We start from the raw sequence: 24,483 nt of genomic DNA, 5'->3' as shown, positions 1-24,483 counted from the left end.
CGGGCGGCGTTTTTACTTCTTCCTCACTAGCGCGTTACAGATCGCTCAGTGCTCTCCCGCCGGGCGGCCAACGCCACCATGAGAATCGTCGCTCGCTTTGCCATTAACTTTGCCTTCGGTGGAAGTATCTTCTTTGTCGATTGAAGTAGCCTCGCCACCCGAAGAACCACCCCGATCGTCCCAGCCTTTTGGCGTACGGGCATCACGGCCTTCCATGATATCGTCGATCTGGAGCCGATCAATAGTCTCGTACTTCATCAGAGCTTCGGCCATCAAGTCCAGCTTATCGCGATTCTCGACCAATACGTTGCGGGCGGTCTCGTAACAGGTATCAATGATGTTACGCACTTCTTCATCGATACGCTGCGCGGTTTCCGGCGAGTACACGGTTTGATGTTGCCCAGCGGTACGCCCCAGGAACGGTTCGTCATTCTCACTACCGTACTGCAGCGGACCCAGCTTTTCCGACAGCCCCCAGCGGGTCACCATGTTGCGAGCCAGACTGGTCGCCCGCTCAATGTCATTGGAGGCACCGGTGGTGACACCGTCTGCGCCCAATGTCAGCTCTTCGGCGATGCGGCCACCAAACAAACTGCTGATCTGGCTATGGAGGAAACGCTTGGAATGGCTGTACCTGTCTTCCTCCGGCAAGAACATAGTCACACCCAAAGCACGGCCGCGAGGGATGATACTCACTTTATACACGGGATCGTGCTCTGGCATCAGGCGCCCGACAATGGCGTGACCAGATTCATGATACGCGGTGTTCAGTTTCTCTTTTTCGTTCATCACCATGGACTTGCGTTCCGCGCCCATCATGATTTTGTCTTTCGCCAGTTCCAGCTCTTCCATAGACACCAAACGCTTGTTGCGACGGGCTGCGAAGAGCGCTGCCTCGTTCACCAAGTTAGCCAGGTCGGCACCGGAGAAGCCAGGCGTACCACGAGCAATAACGGCAGGATTGATGTCGTCATCCAGCGGTACTTTCTTCATGTGTACTTTCAAGATCTGCTCGCGGCCCAGAATGTCTGGCAGGCTCACCATCACCTGACGGTCAAAACGGCCAGGGCGCAGCAACGCAGGGTCTAGAACGTCCGGGCGGTTGGTGGCGGCAATCACGATAACGCCTTCGTTACCCTCAAACCCGTCCATTTCAACCAGTAACTGGTTCAGCGTTTGCTCACGCTCGTCGTGCCCGCCGCCCATGCCGGCGCCACGGTGGCGACCGACCGCATCAATCTCGTCAATAAAAATGATACACGGGCTTTGCTTCTTGGCCTGCTCGAACATGTCGCGTACACGGGATGCACCCACGCCGACGAACATTTCGACAAAATCTGAACCGGAGATCGAGAAGAATGGCACCTTGGCCTCACCGGCGATGGCTTTTGCCAGCAAGGTTTTGCCCGTGCCCGGAGGACCGATCATCAGAACGCCACGGGGAATCCGGCCGCCCAGGCGCTGGAATCGACTGGGATCACGTAAGAAATCCACCAGTTCTTTTACGTCTTCTTTGGCTTCGTCTACACCTGCAACATCCGCAAAGGTGTTTTTAATCTGGTCTTCGCTCATCAGGCGAGCTTTGCTCTTACCAAACGACATTGGGCCGCCCTTACCACCGGCACCACCCTGCATTTGCCGCATAAAGAATACGAAAAGCGCAATAATAATCAAAATCGGGAATGCGGCGACCAGCAATTGGGTCCACAGGCTCTGGCGCTCGGGCTCTTTACCGATCACCTCAACGCTGTTGGCCAGCAAGTCATCCATCAGTTTGTTGTCAGCCACTTGCGGGCGGACGGTCTGGAACTGTGAACCGTCGGGGCGTGTACCCTCAATCTTCAGACCGTCAATCGTGACCTGGTTTACACGGCCCTGTTGAACCATCTCCACAAACTGGGAGTAGTTGACTTGTTGGCCACTGGTGGTAGGAGTGAAGTTCTGAAACACCATCAGTAGCACTGCGGCTATTACCAGCCATAAAACCAGATTTTTTGCCATATTGTTCAAGGATCACCACCTATAAATTGCCGGGCTGCGCCATGGCACGCCCTTTTTCGCCACTTTACACCATTTCTACGGCCGTTCACCAGAAATGGCCTTGCTGCCACCAAACTTGCTGGTCGCTTCTGGCTGCGGGTGCCAGCAACCGAAGCATCTGAAGTCTCTAAGTGGGGGACTTGATAACGAATTGCAATACCATCCCCAAAGGAATTGACTGATTGAAGCAGGTATCGTTCCACTGATGGGCAAAAGGCCCGGGCGATAAGTGTTAACGGCGATTTTTCCCACTGCACTTTCTGCTACAATCTGGACATTATACGTTGACGGCAGCACAACGAGTGCTGACCTTTTGTTAATTGCCGCTAGAAAGAGATTGCATCATGAGCCTTTCACCAGAACAGCGCCGGGAATACCGGGCGATCGCCCACAATCTTAAACCGGTCATTATTGTAGGTGACAAGGGCCTGACCGAAAACCTTCAGGAAGAACTGGAGCGGGCATTGAACGACCACGAACTGATCAAGATAAAAATCGCCAGCCAGGATCGCGAAACACGCCAGCAGGCAGTGACCGAACTGTGCACGGGCGCCAAGGCTGAAGTCGTTCAGACCATTGGTAAAATTGCAGTGATTTTGCGCCGCGCCGAGAAACCCAATCCCAAACTGTCTAACTTGCTGCGCCTTAAGCACTGACCAACGTGCAGGTTGCGCAAACAGCTGACACAAAAAAGCCGGTCGGGAATTCCAGACCGGCTTTTTTGTGTCAGCCACATCGCTGATCAGATGTACTCAACCTCTTCAATTTCATATTCCACGGTGCCAGACGGCACGCGAATAGCCACTACCTCACCCGCTCTACGACCAACCAAGGCACGGGCAATGGGTGACGACACCGAAATTTTGCCGTCTTTGATATCCGCTTCGTCTTCACCCACAATCTGGTATACGACCTGTTTATCGGTATCCGTATTCAGCAGATGAACGGTGGTGCCGAAAATTACTTTACCGGTGTTTTCGATAGTGGTGACATCAATCACCTGAGCGCCACCGAGCTTACCTTCAATTTCCTGAATCCGGCCTTCAATAAAACTTTGCTGATCACGGGCGGCGTGGTATTCCGCGTTTTCCTTCAGATCGCCGTGCTCACGTGCGGTAGCGATGGATGCGATGACGCGCGGACGATCTTCCGATTTCAGCTTCTGCAACTCGGCACGCAGGCGTGCTTCGCCCAACGTGGTCATTGGTACTCTTGCCGACATAATCTTATTTTCCTGAGTGCAAATCCTGAAGGCGGCGAACCGTACGCTCCGGACCAAACTTGATGGCCCGACAGAAGGCTTCGCCACCTGCCAGGGTGGTGGTGTAACTGATTTTAGCCTGCAACGCGGACTGGCGGATCTGGGACGAATCCGACACCGCTTTACGGCCCTCGGTGGTATTGATCACCAGCTGGACATTGCCATTTTTGATGGCATCCACAATGTGCGGGCGACCTTCGTGAACCTTGTTCACCAACGCTACCTCTACGCCCGCTTTACGCAAGGCTGCGGCGGTGCCGGTGGTTGCAATTATTTTGAAACCACAGTCAACCAGCGAACGCGCTACGTGCTCGGCGCCATGCTTGTCGACATCGCGCAGTGACATGAAGGCAACGCCCGTGGATGGCAGGCGCTCGCCAGCGGCCAGCACGGCTTTGCCGAAGGCTTCGTCAAAGCTGTCGCCAATCCCCATCACCTCGCCGGTGGACTTCATTTCCGGCCCAAGAATCGGGTCAACCGCTGGGAACTTGTTGAACGGGAACACCGACTCTTTCACCGAGTAATGCGCCGGTATAATTTCCTGGGTAAAACCTTGGTCCGCCAACGATGTGCCCGCCATAACACGAGCGGCCACTTTGGCCAAAGACACGCCAATGGCCTTAGACACAAACGGCACGGTACGCGACGCACGGGGGTTCACTTCAATCACGTAAATGTCGCCGTCTTGCCATGCCAGCTGCACGTTCATCAGACCGACCACTTTCAACGCCAGGGCCATCTGTTTGACGGCGTCGCGCATGGCGTTCTGAACATCTGCGGGCAAGCTGTAGGGCGGCAATGAACACGCCGAGTCACCGGAGTGAATGCCAGCCTGCTCTATGTGCTGCATGATACCGCCAATGACCACGTCTTTGCCGTCGCAGATGGCGTCTATATCCACCTCAATTGCGGCGTTCAGAAAGTGGTCCAGCAATACCGGGCTGTCGTTGGATACCAGCACAGCACTGCGCATATAACGCTCAAGCTCGTCCTCGCCATAGACGATTTCCATGGCGCGGCCGCCCAGCACGTAAGACGGGCGGACCACCAGCGGATACCCAATCTTGCGGGCGGCAATAACGCCTTCTTCGTGGCTGCGCACGGTTGCGTTTTCGGGCTGTTTCAGGCCCAGGCCCGCAATCAGCTTCTGGAAACGCTCGCGGTCTTCGGCGCAGTCAATGGCGTCCGGGCTGGTGCCGATAATGGGCACGCCAGCGGCTTCCAGGCCGCGGGCCAGCTTCAACGGGGTTTGACCACCGTACTGCACAATCACACCCTTGGGTTTTTCAACGTGGATAATTTCCAGCACGTCTTCCAGGGTGATCGGCTCAAAATACAAGCGGTCAGAGGTGTCGTAATCGGTCGACACGGTTTCCGGGTTGCAGTTGATCATGATGGTTTCATAACCATCTTCACGCATCGCCAGAGCCGCATGTACGCAACAGTAATCAAACTCGATGCCCTGACCAATACGGTTAGGGCCACCGCCAATGACCACGATCTTTTCACGGTCAGTCGGGTTTGACTCGCATTCTTCTTCATAGCTGGAATACATGTAGGCCGTGTCTGAGGCAAATTCCGCAGCACAGGTGTCTACACGCTTATACACGGGGCGAATACCCAGCCCGTGGCGCCTGGCGCGGAAGGCATCTTCTTTCACGCCCATCAGCTTCGCCAGGCGCGCGTCGGAGAACCCCTTGCGCTTCAAGCGAAACAGGGTAGCGTGGTCCAGCTCGGCCTTGCCAGACGCCTGCAGCGCCTTCTCTTCTTTAACCAGGTCTTCAATCTGCACCAGGTACCAGGGGTCTACGTGGGTCTGGCGAAATATATCCGCCACACTCTGGCCCGCGCGGAAGGCATCACCGATGTACCAGATGCGCTCGGCACCGGGCACATTCAACTCGCGGGTTAACGTTTGCCGGCTTTCTTCGCTGTCAAATTCCGACAGCATTTCATCAAAGCCGTCAGAGCCTACTTCAAGGCCGCGCAGAGCTTTCTGCAACGATTCCTGGAAGGTGCGGCCAATGGCCATCACCTCACCCACCGATTTCATCTGGGTGGTCAGGCGGGCGTCGGCCTGGGGGAATTTTTCAAAGGTGAACCGTGGAATCTTGGTCACCACGTAATCAATGCTGGGCTCGAACGAAGCGGGGGTAATACCACCGGTGATGTCGTTCTTCAACTCGTCCAGGGTGTAACCGATCGCCAGCTTGGCCGCCACTTTGGCAATGGGAAAGCCGGTGGCCTTAGACGCCAGCGCCGAGGAGCGCGACACCCGCGGATTCATCTCGATCACCACCATGCGGCCGGTGTCCGGATGAATGCCAAACTGCACGTTGGAGCCGCCCGTTTCCACACCGATTTCACGCAGAACCGCCAGCGAGGCGTTACGCATGATTTGGTATTCTTTGTCGGTGAGGGTTTGCGCCGGTGCCACGGTAATGGAGTCACCGGTGTGCACGCCCATAGCGTCAAAGTTTTCAATGGCACAAACGATAATGCAGTTATCGTTTTTGTCGCGCACCACTTCCATTTCGTATTCTTTCCAACCGATCAGAGATTCATCGATCAGCAGTTCGCTGGTGGGCGACAGATCCAGCCCGCGAATGCAGATTTCTTCGAACTCTCCACGATTGTACGCAATACCGCCGCCGGAGCCGCCCATGGTGAAAGAGGGACGGATGATGCACGGAAAGCCAACGTTGTCGGCAATGCGATGGGCTTCTTCCAGATTGTGAGCAATGTCGGCACGGGGACATTCAAGGCCAATGGATTTCATAGCCTTGTCAAAACGACTGCGGTCTTCAGCTTTGTCGATGGTATCGGCGTTGGCACCGATCATTTCAACGCCGTATTTAGCCAGTACGCCGTGCTTTTCCAGATCCAGCGCACAGTTCAACGCGGTTTGCCCGCCCATGGTCGGCAGCAGGGCATCGGGCTTTTCTTTTTCGATAATCTTGGCAACCGTTGACCAGATAATCGGCTCGATGTAGGTGGCATCGGCCATGGCCGGGTCGGTCATAATGGTTGCCGGGTTGGAGTTAACCAGTATCACCCGGTAGCCCTCCTCGCGCAGAGCCTTACAGGCCTGAGCGCCGGAATAGTCGAATTCACACGCCTGCCCGATCACGATGGGGCCGGCTCCCAGGATCAGGATACTTTTAATGTCGGTACGTTTTGGCATGTCTTGGTCAACCTGTCAGCAACTTTAATTTCTTGCAGCGCGGTGCGCAGCGCCTTTTTGCGCGAGGCCATTGGCCGACCTCACTCGCCTTTACTTTAGCCGCGCCGGGCTTCCATCGAGCGGATAAACTGGTCAAACAGTGGCGCCACATCGTGGGGGCCAGGACTGGCTTCCGGGTGGCCCTGAAAGCTAAACGCGGCTTTATCGGTGCGGCGCAAACCTTGCAGGGTGCCATCAAACAGCGACTTGTGAGTAGCCTCCAGATTCGCCGGCAGGCTGGCCTCGTCTACGGCAAAACCGTGATTCTGGCTGGTGATCATGACGGTGCCATCAGCCAGGCACTGCACCGGATGGTTAGCACCGTGGTGGCCGTGGTTCATCTTCATGGTTTTGGCACCGCTAGCCAAGGCCAGAAGCTGGTGACCCAAGCAGATACCAAACACCGGCAGGTCGGCTTCCAAAATGTCCTGAATGGCTTTTATGGCGTAATCGCAGGGCTCAGGATCACCGGGGCCATTGGACAGGAACACGCCGTCCGGATTCATCACCAACACGTCGGCTGCAGGCGTTTGTGCCGGCACAACGGTGATGTCGCAACCGCGCGATGCCAGCATGCGCAGAATGTTCAGTTTAATACCGTAGTCGTAAGCCACGATTTTAAAGTGCGGGCTGTCCTGCTGGCCGTAACCATTGACCAGGTCCCACGCCGTTTCTGTCCAGTGGCTAACGTCTTTCGAGCTGACTTCTTTCGCCAGGTCCATTCCTTTCAAACCTGGAAAGGCTTTTGCTAATTCCAGAGCACGTTCGGCAGTAGCGCTTTCGCCGGCGACGACGGCGCCGCTCTGGGAGCCTTTGTCGCGCAGAATTCGGGTGAGGCGACGGGTGTCAATATCGGCAATGCCCACAATATTGTTGTCGCGCAAATAGCCGTCCAAGCTCTGGGTGCTGCGCCAATTACTGGCTGCCAGTGGCAGGTCGCGAATGATCAGAGCGGCGGCGTGTATGCGGTCTGATTCCACGTCTTCCGGGTTTACGCCGGTATTGCCAATGTGCGGATACGTAAGTGTAACCAGCTGGCGAGCGTAGGAAGGGTCGGTCAGTATTTCCTGATAGCCGGTCATGGCGGTGTTAAACACCACTTCGCCGCTGGTTTCGCCGTCAACGCCAATAGCGGTGCCGTAAAACAGGCTGCCGTCTGCGAGTGCAAGGATTGCGGGTGTACTCAAGGCTTCTATCCTCATCGAGTGGCGTCATGTTCGTCATGAACGGGAGCGCAGGCGCAAATTCAGGTCGCAAAAAAGCGAGAGGGAGTTATGGCTCCGTCCCGCTGTTTTGTCCTACGGGAACGAAAGATGTTTCCCGTGGCGCTGTAAAATCTACGCTTTATGCAGTTAAAGCGCCCTATTGTAGAAAATAAGGCGCTTTTTGTCCACAAGGAAACCGCCCGATGGCGTTATTGCTTCAATTCCAACACATCTTGCATATCATACAAGCCGGCTGGCTTGTCTTTCAGCCACAGCGCGGCACGCATTGCGCCTTTGGCGAAGGTCATGCGACTGGTGGCTTTGTGGGTGATTTCGATGCGCTCGCCTTCGGTGGCAAACAGGACGGTGTGATCGCCCACAACGTCGCCCGCGCGAATGGTTTCAAAGCCGATTTCTTTGCGGGTACGTTCGCCGGTGAAGCCTTCGCGGCCGTAAACAGCGCATTCTTTCAGGTCGCGGCCCAGCGCATCGGCAACCACTTCACCCATACGCAGCGCGGTGCCGGAGGGCGCGTCTTTCTTGTGACGGTGGTGGGCTTCGATGATTTCAACGTCGTAGTCGTCACCCAGCGCGGCCGCCGCAGTGCGCAGCAAGTTCAGCACGACGTTCACGCCCACACTCATGTTAGGGGCAAACACCACCGGCACGTTTTCGGCCACTTGTGCCAGTTGTTGCTTTTCGGCGTCAGACAATCCAGTGGTACCAATAACGTGGGATTTACCGTGGGCCAGGCAGAAGCGGGCGTTTTCCAAGGTAAGATCTGGAAAGGTGAAGTCGATCAGCACGTCGAAATCATCTTTCACGTCCGCCAGGCTGCCGGCCATGGCAACACCGGTTTTTCCGATGCCGGTCATGTCGCCGGCGTCAGCGCCAATCAGGCTGTTGCCGGGCTCAACAATAGCCGCGCCTAGTTGCAGGCCATCCGTGCCGTCAACGGCTTCGATCAGTACTTTTCCCATGCGCCCCGCAGCACCGATGATGGCTACCTTCATCTATAAACCCTCAGTTCTTGCATCTATATAAGCCCTCAGTACTCGCATCTGCGAACCCTCAGAACTTGGTTTCGTCGAAGAAGCTCTTCACACCCCTAAACCACGATGTTTTCTTCGGGCCGTGCTGGTCGCCGTCACCGCTGTCGAGGGTATCCTGAAACTCATTCAACAGTTCTTTCTGGCGCTTGGTCAGACGTACCGGGGTTTCGATGGTCACCCGACACAGCAAGTCGCCAGCACCGCCACCACGCACCGGTGCCACGCCTTTGTTGCGCAGGCGGAACAATTTTCCGGTTTGGGTCTCGGCAGGTATTTTTAGCTTCACGCGGCCATCCAGCGTTGGCACTTCCAGCTCACCACCCAAAGCGGCATCAACAATACTGATGGGCACTTCGCAATACAGGTTACGACCGTCGCGGGTGAAGATGGAGTGCTCGCGCACGGCCATTTGCACATACAGGTCGCCAGGGGGGCCGCCCTCTATGCCCATTTCGCCTTCACCAGACAAACGGATACGGTCGCCGGTATCCACGCCGGGGGGCACTTTAACCGATAGGGTTTTCTCTTCTTTCACCCGGCCCTGACCGTGGCACTTACTGCACGGATTCTTGATAACCTTACCTGCGCCACGGCAGGTGGGGCACGCTTGCTGCACGGTGAAAAAACCCTGCTGCATACGCACCTGGCCCATACCTTTACAGGTGCCACAGGCTTCGGGGCGCGAGCCTTTCTCGGCACCACTGCCATCACAGGTTTCGCATTCACGATGGCCAGGAATGGTGATTTTAACCGTTCTGCCTTTAACAGCTTCTTCCAGGTCCAGGTCCAGAGTGTAGCGTAAATCGGAGCCGCGGGTGTTGCGGCCACGGCCACCACCGCCTCCAAAAATATCGCCGAATACGTCGCCAAAAATATCCGAGAAATTCCCATTACCGCCACCAAAGCCACCGCCGCCCTGGCCGTCAACGCCGGCATGGCCAAACTGGTCGTAGGCCGCACGTTTGTTGGCGTCTGCGAGTATTTCGTAGGCCTCACTGGCTTCTTTGAATTTGTTGTCGGCGTCTTTATCGTCCGGGTTGCGGTCCGGGTGATACTTCATTGCAAGCTTGCGATACGCCCGCTTTACTTCTTTGTCGTCCGCGTCCCGGCTTACGCCGAGAGTCTCGTAATAGTCGCGCTTGGCCATACTTCAAATCCCGTGGTTATAACGAGGAAAACGCGGGAGCGACCCGCGTTTTCCAACTACTGGCAAAAATCTAGGTCAATCGATTAACGCTTATCGTCGTCCTTCACTTCTTCGAACTCAGCGTCAACAGCGTCATCAGCGGTGTTCGACTGGGCCTTTTCCTGCCCTTCCGCCGGCTGGCCCTGCTCCGCCTGATCGGCGTACATCTTCTTGGCCAATTCGCCGGAAACCTCAGTCAGCTTCTCAGTCTTAGCCTGGATGTCGTCCTTGTCAGAACCTTTCAGCGCTTCTTCCAGTTCAGTCACAGAAGCTTCAATCGACTCTTTCTCGCTGTCGCTGACTTTATCGCCGGCGTCCTTTAAGGTTTTACGCACCGCGTGAACCATGGCGTCGCCCTGGTTGCGGGCCTGAACCAGCTCTTCAAACTTGCGGTCTTCGTCAGCGTTGGCTTCGGCGTCACGCACCATTTTTTCGATTTCTTCATCGTTCAGGCCGGAAGAGGCCTTGATCACGATGGACTGCTCTTTACCGGTCGCTTTGTCTTTGGCAGACACGTTCAGAATACCGTTGGCGTCGATGTCAAAAGTCACTTCGATCTGCGGTACGCCACGCGGTGCAGGCGGAATATCAGCCAAATCGAAACGGCCTAGTGACTTGTTCTGCGTGGCTTGCTTGCGCTCGCCCTGAACCACGTGAATGGTTACCGCTGTTTGACTGTCGTCCGCTGTAGAGAAAGTCTGCGACTTCTTGGTCGGAATCGTGGTGTTCTTGTCGATCAGCGACGTTGCCACACCACCCATGGTTTCGATACCCAGGCTCAGAGGGGTTACGTCCAGCAACAGTACGTCTTTCACATCGCCAGACAACACGGCGGCCTGAATGGCGGCGCCCATAGCAACAGCTTCATCTGGGTTAACGTCTTTACGAGCTTCTTTCCCGAAGAACTCTTTTACTTTTTCCTGCACCAGCGGCATACGGGTTTGGCCGCCGACCAGAATAACTTCGTCGATCTGATCGAGGCTCAGACCCGAGTCTTTCAAAGCGACTTTACACGGCTCGAGAGTGCGCTGCACCAGGTCTTCTACCAAGGACTCCAGCTTGGCACGAGTCAGCTTGACGTTCATGTGCTTGGGGCCGCTGGCATCAGCAGTAATGTACGGCAGGTTCACGTCGGTCTGCTGGCTACTGGAAAGCTCGATTTTTGCTTTTTCGCCAGCTTCTTTCAGACGCTGCATGGCCAATGAGTCGCCGCGCAAATCAATACCGCTATCTTTCTTGAACTGGTCGGCCAAAAATTCGATGATTTTCATATCGAAGTCTTCACCGCCCAGAAAGGTGTCGCCATTGGTGGCCAACACTTCAAACTGGTGCTCGCCGTCTACATCGGCAATTTCGATGATCGACAGGTCAAAAGTACCACCACCCAGGTCGTAAACCGCGATGGTGCGGTCGCCGCCTTTCTTGTCCATACCGTAGGCCAGAGCAGCAGCAGTCGGCTCGTTGATAATACGCTTAACGTCGAGACCGGCAATTTTGCCAGCATCTTTGGTCGCCTGACGCTGGCTGTCGTTAAAATATGCCGGAACGGTAATAACGGCTTCAGTCACTTTCTCGCCCAAATAATCTTCGGCGGTTTTCTTCATTTTCTTCAAAATTTCCGCGGAAATCTGCGGCGGAGCCATTTTCTGACCTTTTACATCTACCCAAGCATCGCCGTTGTCGGCCTTGGCGATTTTGTAAGGCACCATTTTGATGTCTTTTTGCACAACATCGTCTTGGAACCGACGGCCGATCAAACGCTTGATCGCATAGAGGGTGTTGTACGGGTTAGTAACAGCCTGACGCTTGGCAGACTGACCCACCAGAATTTCGTTGTCGTCGGTGTAGGCGATGATCGACGGCGTGGTGCGATCGCCTTCGGAGTTTTCAATAACCTTAACCTTGCCACCGTCCATAACGGCGACGCAAGAGTTGGTTGTGCCTAAGTCAATACCGATAATCCTGCTCATTAAGTCACTCCAAATCTTTCTGAATGCTGGGGTCGGAGGATCGCTCCGGACTGTTCTGGTTAAAAGCTATATTGGCGCTTTAAGCTATTTTTCAAGCCTGCTCATCAATTTTTGGTGCATCTTGAGGCTTGGCCACCATCACCATGGCCGGGCGCACAACCCTGCCATTCAACAAATAGCCTTTCTGCATAACCGCAACCACGCTGTTAGGCTCGGCGTTAGGCGCTGGCACCATAGACATCGCCTCGTGGTATTGCGGATCAAACGGTTCGCCTACAGGATTCAGGCGCTCAACGTTAAACTTCTTGAGGCCAGACAGGAACATATCGAGGGTAAGCTCTACGCCTTGGCGAATGGACGTCACCAAGTCACCAGAAGAGTCGTGACCTTCGGTGCTTTCAACCGCTTTTTCCAGACTGTCTACCACCGGCAGCAGTTCCTTAACGAACTTTTCTACCGCAAATTTGTGGGCTTTTTCGACGTCGTTTTCGGCGCGACGGCGTACATTCTGCATTTCTGCCTGTGAACGCAGCACCTGCTCCTGAAACTCCTGGACCTTTGCCTGCAGTGCTTCAAGGTCGGCGGATGGCGAGCTTTCTGGCGCCGCCTCGGCTGCTTCTGCGTTTTCTTCTGCGGCATTGTCTACAGCGTGTTGCAGCTCGTCTGCAAATTGCTCGTTGCGTTTTTCGTCAGTGCTCATGACTACTCCTGGTGAATAAAACACGACCGGTATAGCCACGGCCTACTCTCTATATTCGGATAACCGCCATAGCGGCCGGAACGAGGTATTTGCAAGTCGATATGGGGTCCCGCGACGCAGTTTCAACCGATACGCGACGCATTTTGCAACAAAGTTGACGCCACAGAGTTTGCAACCATCAAAAAGCCTGTATATATTCACAGTCACTGTATGAAAAAACAGTATCCAGACATCGAGCGGAGGTTTCGGCATGCTCACACAGCTAACGGTTTCCAATTACGCCATCGCGGAACGGGTGGAACTGCACTTCCATAAAGGCATGACCGCCCTTACCGGGGAAACCGGTGCCGGCAAATCGATTGTGCTGGATGCGCTTGGCCTTGCCATGGGCGGGCGCGCAGACGCCGGCGCTGTACGTTATGGCGCGAAGCGGGCTGACATTACCGCCACCTTCGATATTTCAGCTATTACGGCTGCGCGCAGCTGGCTGGAACAGCAAGAGCTGGACGATCATAACGACTGCATCTTACGCCGCGCCATCAGCCGCGACGGTCGCTCCCGCGCCTACATCAACGGCCAACCTTGCCCGCTAAGCCATCTGAAAGAACTGGGTGGCCTGCTGATGGACATTCACAGCCAGCACCAACACCAATCCTTACTGCGCAAGGACACCCACCGTACCTTGGTGGATGAATACGCTGGCGCCGATGAACTGGCCGGGCAAACCCGTCAAGCCTGGATCGGGTGGAATAAAACCCGCCAGAAAATGGTCGAGCGCCAGAACAACGCCGATGAAACCGAGGCCCGACTGCAACTGTTGCGCTATCAGGTAGAAGAGCTGGACCGCCTGGACCTGCAAGAACGCGAGCAGCAGCAGCTGGAACGGCAACAACAGGAGTTGAGCCAGGCTGACACCATTTTGCACCACAGCAATCAGGCGGCTTTACTGTGCTCGGAAGACGACACCAGCGCTGCCGCACTGGTGCGCCAGGTGCTTCAGCAACTTGAGAAGCTGCCAACGGAAATTCCAGCACTGGCCGACACTCTGCAAATGCTGAGCGAAGCACAAATACAAATCAGCGAAGCCGGCGACAATCTGCGCCGCTTTGTTGATGATTACGAAGCGGACCCACAACGCCTTGCAGAAATAGAAGATCGCTTGAGTGCGATTTATCAGATGGCGCGCAAGCATCGCATCATGCCCGAACAGCTGTTCGAACTGCACCAGCGGCTGAATAGCGAACTGGCCGATCTGGACGGCGGCGCCGGCAGTCTGGAGCAGCTTCAGGCCGAATTGGACGAGCAGCTGCTGGAATACAACGCGCTGGCCGACAAACTGACACAGTTGCGCCAGCACGCGGCGGTGAATCTAGACGTTCGCGTAGCGGCAGAACTGGCTCAACTGAGCATGCCCAATATGCAGTTTGTGACGCAGCTGGCAGACAACCGTGACGAGCCGGCGGCTCATGGCCACGAAGACATCGAATTTCTGGTTAGCGCCAATCCCGGCCAGCCGGCGCGGCCACTGGCGAAAGTCGCCTCGGGCGGCGAGCTGTCGCGGATCAGTCTGGCCATTCAAGTGGTGGTAGCGCAAACCTCTACCACACCGACATTGGTGTTCGACGAAGTAGACGTAGGGATTGGCGGTGGCACAGCCGAAGTCGTGGGCAAACTACTGCGAGCACTCGGCGAAAACGGTCAAGTGTTGTGTGTTACCCACTTGCCGCAAGTGGCAGCCCAGTGCCATCAACACCTGTTCGTTAGCAAGTTCACAGAGCAGGAAGCCACCTTCTCGAAAATCGAAGCCCTGGACGATCAGGGCCGGATCAGCGAAGTCGCCCGCATGTTGGGCGGCGTAGATATGACAGCACAGACCATTGCCCACGCCAAAGAAATGTACAGCAAGGGACAGGCAACCCATCACTAGCAGCATTCCCCCTCTCTACTTTCTACCCTTCACTCTCCACTCTCCACTCCGAGAGTTTTCGGGGCGGGCCAGAAACCCGCCCCCTTTTTTGCGCCTGGGGAAATGCTTGAGCGTGAGTCGGCTTATGACTTGATGGGCTTTACGTACAACGTCAGGCTGTGATCGACAATCTCGTAACCGTGCTCGGCCGCAATGATTTGCTGGCGGTCTTCAATCACCTGATCAAAAAATTCGATGACTTTTCCGGTTTCAGTACATACGATATGGTCGTGATGGTATTCGCTGGCCATTTCGAATACCGCATGGCCGCCTTCAAAGTTGTGCCGCAGTACCAGGCCCGCTGATTCGAATTGGGTCAACACCCGGTAAACGGTCGCCAGCCCTACATCATCACCCTGTTCCAGAAGCTTTTTGTAAACATCTTCTGCGCTCATGTGGTGCTGCGTGGCGCTTTCAAGAATACCGAAGATTTTTACCCGCGGAAGAGTAACCTTCAGACCGACTTTTCGTAATTCGGCGTTTTCAGATGGCATATTACTATTCACTCGTTGGTGTGCCTTGCGGCTTCCGGTATGATGGGGCCGCCATTTTAGGATCAACCCGTGCTACATCTGCCATTGGCAGGCATTTTCAAGATAGAGGATTTTCCCCGGCGATGCAAAAGCTCATAGCTCTTATTCTCACTCTTTTTCTGGCTGGCTGTGCCTTTCCCGGCGTTTATAAAATCAACGTCCAACAAGGCAATATTGTCACCAACAAAGAGCTGACCGCACTGACGGAAGGCATGCCCCGCAACCAGGTTCACGCGGTGATGGGCTCACCGCTGATGCTCAATCCTGTAGACACATCAAGGGAATATTACGTTTACACGTTCCAGCGTGCAGGCGGAGACATCGAAGAACAGCGCATTATCGTGTATTACGATGATGACCGCTTCTCCCACTACGAAGCAGAACTGCTGGAAAAGACGCCCGCCTACTAAGGCTAAGCTGGCGCTATAAGCGCCTACTGTTTTTGAGCTCTGTTCAATCGGGCCTGCTTGGGGTCAATCATGAGCGGGCGGTACAGTTCTATACGGTCGCCCACTTGCACCTTATGCTGGCCTGGTTGTTTTATTGCCTTACCAAAAATGCCCATGTCAGTGTTGTCAGGATCCAGCCCCGGGAAGCGCTCACAGATAGACGACGCTTTGACTGCGTCCAACATGCTGGTGCCCTCAGGAACATCCACCGTTACAATTTCCTGCCGTTCAGGCAACGCGTAAGCCACTTCTATCCGAATGCTCATGAGCTTTCTCCATAAACAACATCTGCCCGCCGACAAAACGCGTCGACCATAGTATTGGCCGCCTGATTGAAAATGGGCCCGAAGGTCATCCGCGCCAAAGATCCGGAAAATTCAAACTCCAGAGTCAGAATCACCTTGCAGGCGTTGTCTTGTAGCGGCTTGAAGTGCCAGCGCCCGCTAAGATTGCTAAAAGGCCCGTCCACCAACTGCATCTCGATGACTTCGGGTATCAAAAGCTGGTTGCGCGTAGTGAGAATATGGCTCAAACCGCCTTTGGCAATTTCCATCGAAGCAGTAACATGCTGCTCATCTTGCTGCTGCACACTGGCGCTGCGACACCACGGCAGAAATTCCGGATAACGGGCTACGTCATTAACCAGGTGAAACATGCGCTCGGCGGAATGCCACACCAACGCGGTTTTATCAATCTGATGAGCCATTGGGTAAAACGGTCCTGTCTAATAAAGGGGTAAACCTGCTAATAAAAGGGTAAACCTGGTACTAACTCGAGGATAAACGTGCTTCTGGCAGTCTTTGCGGGGCTAGACCCACTTCGGCCTGGGCGTTGCCATCGCACCAGAAAGTACGACTGTCGCCATCGCACCACTGGCTTAGCGAAAACACTGTGTATTGCAGGCTTATGTACACAACCACCAGCGGCAACACCCAACGCATCACCCGGTACCAGCCATCAAACAACCAGCCGGGCGTATTGCCCAGAATTTTTTGCAATAAACGGCGGGTAAGGCACCAGCCAGCAAACAGCGACACCATCACCCCAACAACCGGTATAAAAACGCCACCAGAGATCAACTCCAACCAGCGAAACAGTGTTGCGCCTGCGGGCCGATAACTGCTCCATATATTCAATGAATACAGCGACAGCAGGCCCAACAGCCAACAGGAAACCAGAACCAGCAAGGTCGCTTTGCCCCGCGACAGATTCGTGCGCTCCCGCAGCCAGCCAATCACCGGCTCCATCAGCGCCAGTGCACTTGCCCAAATCACCATCACCAGCATCAAAAATAGCAGGGCAATAACCACCTGACTGGCAGGCAACTGGCCCAGCGCCGCAGGAAGGGCTACAAACAACAGGCCAAAACCCCTGTTGGCTTGATTACCATCGACATCCACTACCACCGCAAACAGCGCCAGGCCAGCCAACACGGCAACCAGCGTATCCAGCAAAACCACGGCCAGAACAGAGCGTTTCAAACGGGTGTGTGGCGAGCTATAAGCACCGAAAATGGCCCACACACCCACACCCAAACCAAGGGTAAAAAAGGCATGAAACAGCGCGGCTCTAACGCTGTCCATAGTGACATCTTGAGGATGTAACGCCAGAAAACGGGCCATAGCGGCACCCGCCTCACCGAAATAAACCGCAAATCCGACAAACCCCACCAGCAAAATCAGAGTGGCCGGCACCAGCAGGCGAAACGCCCGCTCCAGGCCGCGAACCACCCCGCGCATAGACACACCGGCCATCAGCAACAAAAAGAAACCGTGCCAGGCCATGAACACCGGGTATCGTTGCGGGTCAGACACCAGGCGTGATAATACGCTTGCCGCGTGGGCGGCGGTATTACCGGTAAAGTCCCCACTGGCGCCATAAAACACCCAGGCCAGCGCAATAGCGCCAAATACAGCGGTATAAGACAACACCACAAAGGCCGCCAGCACACTCAAGTAACCCAGCCACACCCAATTGCGGGAACGCTTGGCAGTGAGCACGAAGTTGTCCATCGCCCGCACCATTCCATGACGGCTATAGCGGCCAAAAGACGCTTCGGTAATCGCCAGTGGCAGAGTGATTAACAACAGGCAGGCCAAATAAAGCAGAATAAAAAGCCCGCCGCCGTGGCGACTGGCCAGATAGGGAAATTGCCAAAAGTTGGCCAATCCCACAGTAGCGCCCGTCGCCGCCCAAAAAAACGTGGACTTGCGGGTAAACGATCCCATCTGTGCCTGAAGATGCGGCGGCATGAACGATCCGGTCAAAAATGAACACCTATTTCGATTATGCGAAGCTTTGCATAACCGAAATTATCTGCACCCGATAATTATGCAAGGTTCGTCGGAACACAAGCGGTATTTTCAGGGGCGGAGCGCGAGCGGAGGTTTGCATAATTTCAGAGACTTTCCAGGAACTGGAGGAGTGCGTCCGTCGGGCGGTAGCGCTTGTGCTGGGTCGCAGGTGGGGTGATGGCGGCAAGGGCCCGCTCCTTCATGCCCATGTCCGCTTCGACATAGCCGTGAGTGGTGACGGGGCTTTCGTGACCGAGCCACAACGCGATCACGGTCAGATCGACGCCCGCCTGCAACAGGTGCATGGCCGTCGTATGGCGCCAGGTATGCGGCGAGATCCTGCGGCCTGCTAACTGTGGACACATCTTTGTCGCGGTGCTGACGGCCAGGTTCAGTCGTTCGGCCACATTGGTGCGCGTCATTGGCAATCCGCTGCGGTTTGGAATGAGGGGTTGCTCGACATGCAAGTCGGCGTATTTTAGCCACTGCCGGATTTCCTTCGCCGTTTCCTTCCATAGAGGCACGGTTCGTTGTTTGCGGCCCTTGCCATGTAGGCGCACAGAGGCGGTTGCCGCCAACGTGATATCGGCCACCCGGATGCCGATCAGTTCGGAAACCCGAGCGCCGGTGTTGTAAAGCACCGTGAGCATGGCGGTGTCGCGGCGCCCGCACCAGGTCGTTATACCCGGGGCTGCAAGCAGCGCGCGAACCTCGTCGCGAGACAGGAACTCAAGCATGGGTCGTTCGAAGCGTTTCATAGGTATCGCGAGAATCTGTTGTGCAAGATGCAGAGCTGGCGGCGCTTGTGAGGCGACGTAGTGGGCAAAGGCACGAACCGCCGCCAATCTTGCATTGCGCGTGCGAATGGTGTTGTGCCGTTCGGTCTCGAGATGCGTGAGGAAATTCAGCACCAAGGCCGCATCGACATCGCACAGTGCCAGCATGGCAGGTGGCTTGCCCGTTGCGCGTCCCACATAGTTCAGCAAGAGCTTGAAGGTATCGCGATAGGCAGCGACTGTTCGGGGGCTGACGTTCTGTTGCTGGATCAAGCGCTCGGCGAAGAAGCGCTGGAGCAACGCGCCGAATTCGGTGGGAGCGGTGAGCAAGGGGTTCATGACGCCTCTCCTTGCGTATAGAGGTGAAAGCGTTCGGCGGCGATCGCCATCAGTTCGGGAATGCCGGTGACATACCAGTAGGTGTCGCTCACCTTGGCGTGCCCGACGTAGGTTGATAGCGCCAGAATGGCACGATCAATATCTACGCCCTCTTCATAGAGGCGCAGCATGCTTCTCACGATGAAGGTGTGCCGGATGTCATGCAGGCGGTGACGCTGATAGTCACCGCGCGTTTGCCAGTCCAGTTGCTGACACAGCCTCTGTAAGGCATACAGCATGCTGGGCTGATTTACGCCGCTGCCATCATCACGCAGGAAGAACTTGTCACAACAAGGCCGTGGCACGAGCCTATCTCGCTGTCGTGCATAGGCGCGCAACGAGTCGGTAACGCTCGGATGCAGCGGTACGAGACGCTGCTGATGGAACTTCGCTTCGCGGATATGCAAAACGCCACTGTCCATGTCGACGTCAGCCGCGGTTAGTGTCAGTGCTTCGGCGATGCGTAGCCCGGTCGCGGCGAGCAAGCCAAAAACACAGTGGCAAGTTGCTGGACGCAATCCCTCGGTGGGCGCCAAGCCATGCGTGGCTTCAAGCAGTGTGCACAGTTCGGCTTCTGTGTAGATGTGTGGGATGAGACGCCGGTGGGCCGAACCAAAGAGACTTCGCGGTGGAACCTCCGTCGCCGGATCCTCGCGCTGGCAAAAGCGGGCGAAACCGCGAAGAATCCCGATGCGGCGCGCCCAGGTAAACGACGCCTTAAGCTGCGAAGTCTGTGCCCATGCGACAGCGAGCGGCACCGTCAGATGCCCTTCAGGAGAGACCTCATCCGCGAAACGGGCAAATGACTGAAGCTGCGTTGCGTCGATGGTTAGCTCGAATCCGTTACGACGACGATACGCCAGGTACGCTTCGACCCGCGCCATCCAAGACAACCGGGCGCTCATGACGGGCTCCCGGGCCACGGCAGTGCCATCGCGCGCAATTGCTCCACGTCAACGCGGGCGTAGCTGTAGGCAGTGTCAAGACTCTTGTGACGCAATACGTCGGCGATCTCTTTGACTGAGACCCCAGCGCGCTGTAGCTGCGTTGCCATCGTTCGCCGCAGCACGTGTGTGTTGCAGAACTGATCGCGCAAACCGCAACGAACAAAGGCGCGGTTCATTGAATTGCGAATGGCCGGAACGCTCAGTGGCGTGTCGAGCGGTGCCCGGTGCCGGACGAATAGTCTGCGGCTCGTCGTCTGCGGGCGTCCCTGTCGCAGATACTGCGCTACCGCCTCTCCCGTGGACGCAGGCAGGGGAAGCTGTTGAATGCGTTTACTTTTGGTACCGCTGATGGTCAGTATTGCCCTGCGCCAGTCGATCGACTCCAGCGTGAGGTAGGTTACTTCGTGACCGCGTAAACCCAGATCAAGCAGGCAGCGCGCGATGGCATAGTCACGCAGGCCAACGGGGTCCGTGCGATCGAAGGCATCCAGAAAGGCCGTTAGTTCGGCGTCCGACAATACCTTGGGCAACGTGGCCCGGCGCCAGTCTGCGATTCGTGGAAGCGCTGCCGCTAGCCCGTCGGTCTCGTCACCGCGCACGGCACGGTAACGAAAGTAGCTACGCAGACTGTTGCACACGATACGCAGCGATGCCGGCCGTAGGCGCGACGTCAGCGTCGAAAAGTAAGCATCTATGTCGGTCGCCGACAGCGACAAGACGCTCACGGTATCAGTAACGCCTACGTCGTAGAGGAACGCCCCAACGTGTTGAGCTCGGCTGTCACGGGTGGCTGATGATAGCCCGCAAGTATCCGTTAAGTACTCGGCGAACCGAGTGAGCTCGATCGTCACTGGATCCTTCGCCATCGTTGGCGATGGCTGTGAACGCATCAGTATTTTGAGCAGATGCCGAAGCGCCGCTCCGGAGCAGCCTACAGAATCGTAGCAGGGTACGGGACAGGTGCACGCCGGGAGGTGTTCGCGCACGAACCGTTTAATAAGGGATGAATCGACGTGCGTCAACTCGAGCTCTTCAGCTTTAAGCCAGAAACCAAAATGGGCAAGGCAGCCCAAATAGATTCTGATGGTGCGATCAGCGTAGCGCTGGCCTCGCAGCGCCTTAATGTAGGATGAAACGACGCTCTCGAGCGGACTATCAATCAGCCAGTTGTAGCGAACAAGGTTTGTGAGGGTTTTATCGGCGGGCATGGTGTGTGCTCCTGCGGTTAGGGACGAGCCCACAGGAAACACTGTTTTTATGCAAAGCTCGATAGCTACAACACAGCTAAAAGCTTCGTCGCCACTGGCCTTTGCCGGAATAGCCCAACAAACCTTGCATAATTATAGGGTGAGGATAATTGTAGCCGATACCGGTTATCGCGCACGACCTGTTGCCAGCAGGCGGGTGAATTCGTGACCGGTCTGGCACTCCTGAGCTACAATAGCCGCTTTGCCGGACCAGCAATCGCCGGCCGGTACATTCGTGCGACGTCGGATAACGGATTCATGAGCAAGAAAAAACCCGGTACTTCAAGCAGTACCATCGCGCTGAACAAAAAAGCCAAACACGAATACCACATTGATGACCGCTTTGAGGCCGGTCTTTCCCTGCTGGGCTGGGAAGTAAAGTCCATGCGCGCAGGCAAAACACAGCTGACCGATTCTTACGTGCTGCTGAAAGGCGGCGAAGCCTGGCTATTGGGGACCCACATTACGCCGCTGACCACTGCGTCAACCCACGTAATTGCAGACCCTACTCGAACTCGAAAACTGTTATTGCACGCCAAAGAAATCGCTAAAATTGTGGACTCAGTCGGCCAAGAAGGCCGTACCTGCATACCATTGGCGCTGTATTGGAAAAAGAACAAAGTGAAATGCGAGATCGCGCTGGTGAAAGGCAAAAAACTGTTCGACAAGCGCGCCACCGAAAAAGAACGGGATTGGAACCGCCAGAAGCAACGGGTGTTGCGCGAGGCTAATATCTGAGACAACGCCCTAAATAACGGCGGCGCACAGAAATAGGAAAGGCGCATGGGCAAGATTACGCAAACCCCCATGTCAGGGTTCGACCTTTTCTGGTTGCGCATGGATACGCCGGAAAACCCGATGATGATTTCATCGGTGCTGATTTTCGACGCGCCCATCGCCATCGCCGACCTGAAGCGGGTGCTGAACGAGCGTTTTCTGAAATTTCGTCGTTTTCGCCAGCGCGTTGTGGAAAAAAGCAGCAAAGTATACTGGCAAAACGACCCGCTGTTTAACCTGGATAACCACGTGCACCGCCGCGCCCAGCCAGGCCCCAAAAAACCGTGCTAAAGCCCCTGAACCGCTGGATGCACAAGGCCGTCAGCAGCGCCCAGGTAGCAGGCCAGCAAGCGAGTATTCTGTTCCAGTCACTGCGCTCAGAGCCAGGCTACGCTCTGCGCCTGATTGGTACCGCTGGCGATATCACCCTGGAATTGCTGAAGCTGGGCTTGATGCCCTTTGATCCAAAAACCGGCCTGCGCCAAAGCCATGGGCGGCACCATTAACGATACGCTGCTGTGCGCTGCAACCGGCGCCAACCCATGTTCTGGGTCCCGCAAAGTGGCAGCATTGGCATTGGCATTGGCATTGGCATATTCAGCTACGCCGGCAGCGTGCAGTTCGGCATTACCGTAGACCAAGGCATCCAGGCCTGCCCCAACGCCATCATGGACTACTTTCACAACAGCTTTTACGAGCTGGCCGAAGCGGCCGGTATCGGACTTGAAACCCCCGCAAAACCACGCGCTGCCAATGTCAAAACCAAGCCCCCTCAGCGCAAGCGCAAGCAACCGGCTTAAATTCTCTGGCACACAGCCCTTGAAGTCAGCCGGAGTAGCCACATATACTGTGCTTAAGGGGACGACATGGCTTCGACGCTGGTGGCGAACCCTTGGGTGCATGTCGAGATGGCAGCGAATCTCGTTAATCCAAAGCTGCAACGCAATAGTCGCAAACGACGAAAACTACTCACTAGCAGCGTAAGCTGCTAGTCGTCCTGACTGGGTCGCCCGTAGCCCAGAGCTACATTTCAGGACGTCATCGCTTACGGGATGCTTCGTTATCCAGAGTTCACTGGCTATCGACTAAGATCTAAAGAACTCGCTTCTTGCGCCCTGGCCTTCGGGTAGCCTGAAGTTAAATCAGTAGAAGGACACAAGCATGTAGATCCTAAGGCACAGTGCTGGCGGACGCGGGTTCAATTCCCGCCGTCTCCACCAACCAAGAGTTTTAGGAGGTCCAGCGAGATCCACTGAAACGCCCTAAAGCCCCGGAAACGGGGCTTTTTTTATGCCTGTCTCATCCATATTGATCCATTGGCATCCACGCTCACTTGTGGGTAACACGCTCCACCCACAACTCGTTACCCACAAAACCGGACAACCATGGCCCGCCTGCTCAACAAGCTCTCTGCCAACGAAGTAAAAAATGCTAAGGGTTCCGGCGAGATACGGAAGCTCGCAGATGGTGGTGGCCTAACACTGGTCATCAAGCGCGGGTCAAAATATTGGTGGTTGAGGTACCGCTTTGCGGGTAACGAGAAGACGCTATCAATTGGCGGTTACCCACAAGTTTCCTTAGCAGCGGCACGGCAAGCGCGTGATTCAGCCAAAGAGCTGCTCAAACAGTACATAGACCCTAGCGCTCATCGGCGACAGGAGTCCACGCAAAGAACATCCGATGGCGAGAACACCTTCCGCACCCTTTGTGAGGACTGGTACCAGCAGAAGCACTGCGTTGAAGTGACAGAGGCACATGCCGTACGGAATTGGAGAAGACTGGAGATCTATACCTTCCCTCAGCTCGCCCGGCGCCCAATTCGATCAATTCAGCCGGTTGATATCCTGCAAGTGCTTGATGGAATTGTTAAAAAGGGCAACATCGAAACTGCGCACAGGGTCAAAACCCTTATCAGTCTGGTATTCCGGTATGCCGTCGCAACTTCAAGAGTCGACTCAGACGTAACCCGAGACCTGACCGGCTACCTACCCAAAACACAAGTGATACATCAGCCCGCACTCGTGCGTCCAGACGAAGTTGTTCAAGAAGTTTCCCCAAGCCCCGACGTTCTTCCGCTTCAACGACTAGGTCTTCGCGAGCCTGGGTAAGTTCCCCTATTTTCTTCTCCAGTTCTTTTTGGGTAAGCAAGAGTCGTTCTTCAGAAAGGCTTCTTCGTGCAACTTCCTCTTTTAGATTCTCGTTGCTGGCTTTAAGCTCAGCGGACGCTTGGAAGCGCCACCAGTTTTGGGATTAGAGGCCAGATCAAGAACGCTGTAAAGCCCGAAGCAACAGCTGTTAAAAGCTTAATGGCGCCATAGGCAAAAATAAAAATTCTAGATACTATTAATATCCAGCCATTAACGCTTTCACCACAAGAGCTTGAACCTTTGCAGGAATTCAAAGATGCCGTGAAGCGATATGAGCGGCACTTTGATGGGTGTTGAAATGATCTACGTGAAGATGAGGCGCGCGCTGGCAT

General features: G+C 55.4%; 23 protein-coding genes and 1 other RNA gene. 9 read left to right on the top strand and 15 right to left on the bottom strand.

Translation table 11 applies throughout. The features are described 5' to 3' along the window. Positions 1 to 45 precede the first annotated feature (45 nt). Positions 46 to 2,010, bottom strand: a complete 1,965-nt coding sequence (ftsH, locus tag MELB17_RS02675) for an ATP-dependent zinc metalloprotease FtsH (protein ID WP_157133230.1) — start codon at positions 2,008 to 2,010, stop codon at positions 46 to 48. A gap of 374 nt (positions 2,011 to 2,384) precedes the next feature. Between ftsH and yhbY the strand changes: the two genes are divergently transcribed. Further along, positions 2,385 to 2,696, top strand: a complete 312-nt coding sequence (gene yhbY, locus MELB17_RS02670) for a ribosome assembly RNA-binding protein YhbY (protein ID WP_007348590.1) — start codon at positions 2,385 to 2,387, stop codon at positions 2,694 to 2,696. Positions 2,697 to 2,782: 86 nt separating this feature from the next. Here yhbY and greA read toward each other — a convergent pair whose 3' ends face one another. The 7 genes from greA to grpE all read right to left on the bottom strand — a co-directional run bounded on the left by greA (position 2,783) and on the right by grpE (position 12,637). Then, complete coding sequence (greA, locus tag MELB17_RS02665) at positions 2,783 to 3,262, bottom strand: transcription elongation factor GreA (RefSeq protein WP_083796330.1); 480 nt, start codon at positions 3,260 to 3,262, stop codon at positions 2,783 to 2,785. A 4-nt stretch (positions 3,263 to 3,266) separates the two neighbouring features. After that, positions 3,267 to 6,485, bottom strand: a complete 3,219-nt coding sequence (carB, locus tag MELB17_RS02660; protein WP_007348588.1) for a carbamoyl-phosphate synthase large subunit — start codon at positions 6,483 to 6,485, stop codon at positions 3,267 to 3,269. A 95-nt stretch (positions 6,486 to 6,580) separates the two neighbouring features. Beyond that, positions 6,581 to 7,711: a glutamine-hydrolyzing carbamoyl-phosphate synthase small subunit gene (gene carA / locus MELB17_RS02655; protein WP_007348587.1), complete on the bottom strand. Its 1,131-nt coding sequence runs from the start codon at positions 7,709 to 7,711 to the stop codon at positions 6,581 to 6,583. Positions 7,712 to 7,938: 227 nt separating this feature from the next. Beyond that, positions 7,939 to 8,742 carry a 4-hydroxy-tetrahydrodipicolinate reductase gene (gene dapB / locus MELB17_RS02650; protein WP_007348586.1) on the bottom strand — a complete coding sequence of 268 codons (804 nt, stop codon included), beginning with the start codon at positions 8,740 to 8,742 and terminating at the stop codon, positions 7,939 to 7,941. 58 nt (positions 8,743 to 8,800) lie between these two features. Further along, positions 8,801 to 9,928 carry a molecular chaperone DnaJ gene (gene dnaJ, locus MELB17_RS02645; RefSeq protein WP_007348585.1) on the bottom strand — a complete coding sequence of 376 codons (1,128 nt, stop codon included), beginning with the start codon at positions 9,926 to 9,928 and terminating at the stop codon, positions 8,801 to 8,803. 83 nt (positions 9,929 to 10,011) lie between these two features. Then, on the bottom strand, positions 10,012 to 11,937 hold the full coding sequence (gene dnaK, locus MELB17_RS02640; RefSeq protein ID WP_007348584.1) for a molecular chaperone DnaK: 1,926 nt from the start codon (positions 11,935 to 11,937) through the stop codon (positions 10,012 to 10,014). A gap of 91 nt (positions 11,938 to 12,028) precedes the next feature. Next, positions 12,029 to 12,637, bottom strand: a complete 609-nt coding sequence (grpE, locus tag MELB17_RS02635; protein WP_007348583.1) for a nucleotide exchange factor GrpE — start codon at positions 12,635 to 12,637, stop codon at positions 12,029 to 12,031. A 250-nt stretch (positions 12,638 to 12,887) separates the two neighbouring features. Here grpE and recN point away from each other — a divergent pair, with 250 nt between their 5' ends. After that, positions 12,888 to 14,564, top strand: a complete 1,677-nt coding sequence (gene recN, locus MELB17_RS02630) for a DNA repair protein RecN (protein WP_007348582.1) — start codon at positions 12,888 to 12,890, stop codon at positions 14,562 to 14,564. Between the two features lie 122 nt (positions 14,565 to 14,686). Here the strand turns inward: recN and fur are convergent, their stop codons facing one another. Beyond that, positions 14,687 to 15,097: a ferric iron uptake transcriptional regulator gene (gene fur, locus MELB17_RS02625; RefSeq protein WP_007348581.1), complete on the bottom strand. Its 411-nt coding sequence runs from the start codon at positions 15,095 to 15,097 to the stop codon at positions 14,687 to 14,689. A gap of 122 nt (positions 15,098 to 15,219) precedes the next feature. On the opposite strand from fur, the gene MELB17_RS02620 reads away from it, so the two are divergent. Beyond that, entirely contained in the window at positions 15,220 to 15,546 is a 327-nt protein-coding gene (locus tag MELB17_RS02620) for an outer membrane protein assembly factor BamE (protein WP_007348580.1), read from the top strand. Positions 15,547 to 15,569: 23 nt separating this feature from the next. On the opposite strand, the gene MELB17_RS02615 is transcribed toward MELB17_RS02620, so the two are convergent. The 6 genes from MELB17_RS02615 to MELB17_RS02590 all read right to left on the bottom strand — a co-directional run bounded on the left by MELB17_RS02615 (position 15,570) and on the right by MELB17_RS02590 (position 21,188). After that, positions 15,570 to 15,851 carry an RnfH family protein gene (locus MELB17_RS02615; RefSeq protein ID WP_007348579.1) on the bottom strand — a complete coding sequence of 94 codons (282 nt, stop codon included), beginning with the start codon at positions 15,849 to 15,851 and terminating at the stop codon, positions 15,570 to 15,572. Further along, on the bottom strand, positions 15,848 to 16,291 hold the full coding sequence (locus MELB17_RS02610; protein WP_007348578.1) for a type II toxin-antitoxin system RatA family toxin: 444 nt from the start codon (positions 16,289 to 16,291) through the stop codon (positions 15,848 to 15,850). Before MELB17_RS02610 ends, MELB17_RS02615 begins: the two co-directional genes overlap by 4 nt. A 61-nt stretch (positions 16,292 to 16,352) precedes the next feature. Continuing rightward, positions 16,353 to 17,837 carry a sodium-dependent transporter gene (locus MELB17_RS02605; protein ID WP_007348577.1) on the bottom strand — a complete coding sequence of 495 codons (1,485 nt, stop codon included), beginning with the start codon at positions 17,835 to 17,837 and terminating at the stop codon, positions 16,353 to 16,355. 146 nt (positions 17,838 to 17,983) lie between these two features. After that, positions 17,984 to 18,994, bottom strand: a complete 1,011-nt coding sequence (locus tag MELB17_RS02600; RefSeq protein ID WP_007348452.1) for a tyrosine-type recombinase/integrase — start codon at positions 18,992 to 18,994, stop codon at positions 17,984 to 17,986. Then, positions 18,991 to 19,956 (bottom strand): tyrosine-type recombinase/integrase, encoded by a 966-nt coding sequence (locus MELB17_RS02595; protein WP_227498758.1) that lies wholly within the window; start codon positions 19,954 to 19,956, stop codon positions 18,991 to 18,993. The genes MELB17_RS02600 and MELB17_RS02595 overlap by 4 nt, the downstream gene beginning before the upstream one ends. Beyond that, complete coding sequence (locus MELB17_RS02590; RefSeq protein WP_007348454.1) at positions 19,935 to 21,188, bottom strand: site-specific integrase; 1,254 nt, start codon at positions 21,186 to 21,188, stop codon at positions 19,935 to 19,937. Before MELB17_RS02590 ends, MELB17_RS02595 begins: the two co-directional genes overlap by 22 nt. A 297-nt stretch (positions 21,189 to 21,485) precedes the next feature. Here MELB17_RS02590 and smpB point away from each other — a divergent pair, with 297 nt between their 5' ends. The 6 genes from smpB (at position 21,486) to MELB17_RS02565 (ending at position 24,112) form a co-directional block, all read left to right on the top strand. Continuing rightward, a complete protein-coding gene (smpB, locus tag MELB17_RS02585; RefSeq protein WP_018404155.1) occupies positions 21,486 to 21,965 on the top strand; it encodes an SsrA-binding protein SmpB in 480 nt (159 codons plus the stop codon). Positions 21,966 to 22,010: 45 nt separating this feature from the next. Further along, positions 22,011 to 22,295, top strand: a complete 285-nt coding sequence (locus MELB17_RS25310) for a wax ester/triacylglycerol synthase domain-containing protein (RefSeq protein WP_007348575.1) — start codon at positions 22,011 to 22,013, stop codon at positions 22,293 to 22,295. After that, positions 22,289 to 22,510: a hypothetical protein gene (locus MELB17_RS25305; protein ID WP_007348574.1), complete on the top strand. Its 222-nt coding sequence runs from the start codon at positions 22,289 to 22,291 to the stop codon at positions 22,508 to 22,510. The genes MELB17_RS25310 and MELB17_RS25305 overlap by 7 nt, the downstream gene beginning before the upstream one ends. A 36-nt stretch (positions 22,511 to 22,546) precedes the next feature. Next, positions 22,547 to 22,804: a WS/DGAT domain-containing protein gene (locus tag MELB17_RS25300; protein ID WP_007348573.1), complete on the top strand. Its 258-nt coding sequence runs from the start codon at positions 22,547 to 22,549 to the stop codon at positions 22,802 to 22,804. A 57-nt stretch (positions 22,805 to 22,861) separates the two neighbouring features. Next, positions 22,862 to 23,224, top strand: a transfer-messenger RNA (tmRNA) gene (gene ssrA / locus MELB17_RS23535). Between the two features lie 165 nt (positions 23,225 to 23,389). Then, positions 23,390 to 24,112: a tyrosine-type recombinase/integrase gene (locus MELB17_RS02565; RefSeq protein WP_007348572.1), complete on the top strand. Its 723-nt coding sequence runs from the start codon at positions 23,390 to 23,392 to the stop codon at positions 24,110 to 24,112. Positions 24,113 to 24,483 lie beyond the last annotated feature (371 nt).

It is taken from the genome of Marinobacter sp. ELB17 (genome assembly GCF_000169375.1).
Classification (GTDB): domain Bacteria; phylum Pseudomonadota; class Gammaproteobacteria; order Pseudomonadales; family Oleiphilaceae; genus Marinobacter.
This window is presented reverse-complemented; position numbering and strand designations above follow the sequence as displayed.